This window comes from Nocardia farcinica (assembly GCF_029867845.1).
Taxonomy (GTDB): Bacteria; Actinomycetota; Actinomycetes; order Mycobacteriales; family Mycobacteriaceae; genus Nocardia; species Nocardia farcinica_A.
In genome coordinates, this window is the sequence record NZ_JARWRU010001138.1 from 1 (window position 1) to 3,218 (window position 3,218).

Below are 3,218 nucleotides of genomic sequence, written 5' to 3' on the forward strand. Positions count from 1 at the left end.
CGCGGAGACGACGCGCGACGGGTGCTTCCACCGTCGACGACGCCGACTTCACGAACTCGCCTTGCTCCTTGAGCGTTGCGAGTAGTTGCTTGCTCGTGACACCGAGTTCTTTGGCCAACTCGTGCACGCGGGCCTTGCCTGCCACTGCTCTCCTCACTGAGAGGTCGAGCAGCGCCACCGGTTCAGGGGGACGGCGGCCCGCACGACCTCGGGTTATCTCCGATGGACGTTCATCGTTGGTACTTCACGGTGTGCTCATGAGTGCTCGTGCCTGTTCTCGAGGTGCTGCTCCAGGGCTGAGATATCCAGATGTCCGGACACTCGTAGTGCTCTGCCGAATGCTCGGCGTCGAACCGCTGCGCTCAGACAAGCGGAAACGGGGTGCAACCAGGCACCCCTTCCGGGAAGTCTGCGCCGCGGATCGGGAACGACCACGACGATACGGGATCCGTCGCCGGCATCCGCATCTCGTGCCACGATCCGTAGCAGTTCGTCGGCCGACTCTCGCTTCCGGCATCCGATACACGTACGCACCGGAGCCGACCGGCGAACGGACGCCGGGTGCTGCGCGATGGTGCGCTCGGTCTCGGAGGCCGAGGGCTCGGGTCGAACCTCTGTCCACTCTACAGCCGCAACGCCCGGTTCACCGAACCCGTCCCCTTCCGGCGTGACGAATCGGTCCCGCGCCTGCGGTTTCTCCCGGCTCGCGGCGGCGCTCTCCCGGCTCGCGCCGTGTGCCCGACTCAACTGCGATGCGCCTCCGTACGGGCGTTGTCGTCGACATCGCCTGCCGCGTCGCTGCGGATGTCGATGCGCCAGCCGGTCAGGCGGGCGGCCAGGCGGGCGTTCTGCCCCTCCTTGCCGATGGCGAGGGAGAGCTGGAAGTCGGGCACGACGACCCGCGCGGCACGGGCGTCCGGGTCGACGATGGTGACCGAAACCACCTTCGACGGCGAGAGCGCATTGCCAACGAAGGTGGCCGGATCGTCGGCGTAGTCGATGATGTCGATCTTCTCGCCCGCCAGTTCGCTCATGACGTTGCGCACACGCTGACCCATCGGGCCGATGCAAGCGCCCTTGGCATTGACCCCCGGCACGGTCGCGCGGACCGCGATCTTGGACCGGTGCCCCGCCTCGCGGGCGACCGCGACGATCTCCACCGATCCGTCGGCGATCTCCGGCACCTCGAGGGCGAACAACCGGCGAACCAGGTTCGGATGGGTGCGTGAGAGGGTGATCTGCGGGCCGCGCGGGCCGCGTGAGACGCCGACCACATAGCACTTGATGCGGTCGCCGTGCTCGTAGGTCTCGCCGGGCACCTGCTCGGCGGGCGGGATCAGGCCCTCGGTGCCGTGCAGTTCGCTGCCGATGCGCACCACCACCGTGCCTCGCGCGTTGGCCCGCGCGTCGCGCTGCACGACGCCGCCGACGATGTCGCCCTCATGGGTGGCGAACTCGCCGAAGGACTTCTCGTTCTCCGCGTCGCGCAACCGCTGCAGCACCACCTGGCGGGCGGTGGTCGCGGCGATGCGGCCGAACCCCTCCGGGGTGTCGTCCCATTCGGAGATCACGTTGCCGTCGGCGTCGAGCTCCTGGGCCATGACGCGCACGGCGCCGGTCTTCTGGTTGATGTCGACGCGCGCGTGCGGCTGGTGGCCCTCGGTGTGGCGGTAGGCGGTCAGCAGGGCCGACTCGATCGCGGAGATCACCGTCTCGATCGAGATCCCCTTGTCGGCGACGATCGCCCGCAGGGCTTCGATTTCGATGTTCATTCCACGGTCCCTTCGGTCGGCTCGGACGCTGGTGTTGCGGGTGACGCTGATGGTGCGGATGCTGCGAGACCTTCGTCCTGAGCCGGCTGCGGCCGACCGGGCGCGACCCCGCCCGCGAGTTCCAGTTCCCTGGCCCCCGGCGGGGAGAACTCCACCTGCACGACCGCCCGCTCGATGTCGGCGAGCGGCACGTGCACCCGGTGCGGCTTCTTCTTGCCGCCCAGCACCAGCGCGACCGTGTCCTCGGCGAGCGGGCCGACCCGCGCCTCGAAGCGTGACGATCCGCCGGGATCGGGCGGCTCGGCGCCGGGGCGCAGCGTGACGCGGACTTTGCGGCCCTGCGCGCGACGCCAGTGCCGCGGCGCGGTCAACGGCCGGTCGACCCCCGGGGTGGTGACTTCGAGAAGGTACGGCGACTCGCCGAAGACGGCCGCGTCGTCCAAGACTACCGAGATCTCCGAGCTGAGCTCGGCCACCGCGTCCAGATCGGCGGGCCCGTCGCTGTCCACCACCACCGTGAGCCTGCTCTGCCCGCCCCCGCCCGCCGTGGCGATCCGCACGCCCTCGAGGTCGAAACCCCGGCGTTCGACGAGACCAGCAACCAGCTGGCTCACCCTCTCCTCGGTCGGCATGGGCATGTGCGGCGGCTCCTGGTTCAGTTGTGACGCGGTCCAGTTGTGGCACGGTCGGTGTGACACGGCGAGAAATCCGGTACCGAATCTCTAGCGTAACGCGCCCGGGGAGTGTATAGGACCACCGGCCCGGCTCGTGCATCCGGCCGGCATGGCGTGTCCCCCGGGGCGAGGGGCGCGCGACAGGGCACTCGGCGGGTGTCGGCGCCACTCCGGCGGGAGGGCTCGGCGACGGGCCCGCGAGCGCGGATCTGGCACGATGGTCGGGTGCGATTCCGCCTCTCCACGCCGCCGCAGACCGGGCCGTCGAAAGCTCCGCTCGACCATCGGCAGATCACCGCGCGCGACGACGCGGGCGCGGACCGTCCACACCCCTCGGCCGATGCCCGTCGCGGCGAACTGCGCGGCGCCACAGCGTCTTCCGAAGCGCGCCGGTCCCTCTCAGCGCGCACCGCGCCCGAGACGGCACGGCGCGATCCCGCCTCACCGGTCGACCGTCGCACCGCCCTGCGCGTGGCAGGCGCGGGCACGCTGGGCGCGCTGGCACTGGCCGCGACCGCCGCCTGCGCCGACGAGACCGTGCACGACCCCGATCCGCTGCTCACCCACGAGTTGCAGGCCCGCGCCGACGCCGCGGCCGCGAATGCCGCGATCGCGCTGGCGCCGCACCTGCAGCCGGTGCTCGCCACCATCGCCGCCCAGCGCGGGGGGCCCGCCGCGGGGGGAGCCGCGGGGGTCGCCCGCCGGGGGGGCGGGTTCCGCGGCGGGCCCCCCCCCGGGCGCCGGACCCCAACCCCCCCCCCCCCCCCCCCGC

4 protein-coding genes and 1 pseudogene are annotated in these 3,218 nt (G+C 71.6%); 1 reads left to right on the forward strand and 4 read right to left on the reverse strand.

The genetic code is table 11. The features are described from left to right. From QH283_RS25370 to rimP, 4 genes are all read right to left on the reverse strand, one after another. Positions 1 to 145, reverse strand: a 145-nt coding sequence (locus QH283_RS25370; protein WP_280505452.1) for a translation initiation factor IF-2 N-terminal domain-containing protein, incomplete at its 3' end; no start/stop codon positions are given. Between the two features lie 110 nt (positions 146 to 255). Then, positions 256 to 573 carry a YlxR family protein gene (locus QH283_RS25375; protein WP_280505453.1) on the reverse strand — a complete coding sequence of 106 codons (318 nt, stop codon included), beginning with the start codon at positions 571 to 573 and terminating at the stop codon, positions 256 to 258. A gap of 170 nt (positions 574 to 743) precedes the next feature. Next, positions 744 to 1,772 (reverse strand): transcription termination factor NusA, encoded by a 1,029-nt coding sequence (gene nusA / locus QH283_RS25380; protein WP_280505450.1) that lies wholly within the window; start codon positions 1,770 to 1,772, stop codon positions 744 to 746. Continuing rightward, positions 1,769 to 2,410: a ribosome maturation factor RimP gene (gene rimP, locus QH283_RS25385; protein WP_280505451.1), complete on the reverse strand. Its 642-nt coding sequence runs from the start codon at positions 2,408 to 2,410 to the stop codon at positions 1,769 to 1,771. Before rimP ends, nusA begins: the two co-directional genes overlap by 4 nt. 261 nt (positions 2,411 to 2,671) lie before the next feature. On the opposite strand from rimP, the pseudogene QH283_RS25390 reads away from it, so the two are divergent. After that, a pseudogene (locus tag QH283_RS25390) lies at positions 2,672 to 3,218 on the forward strand (hypothetical protein); the annotation flags it as partial.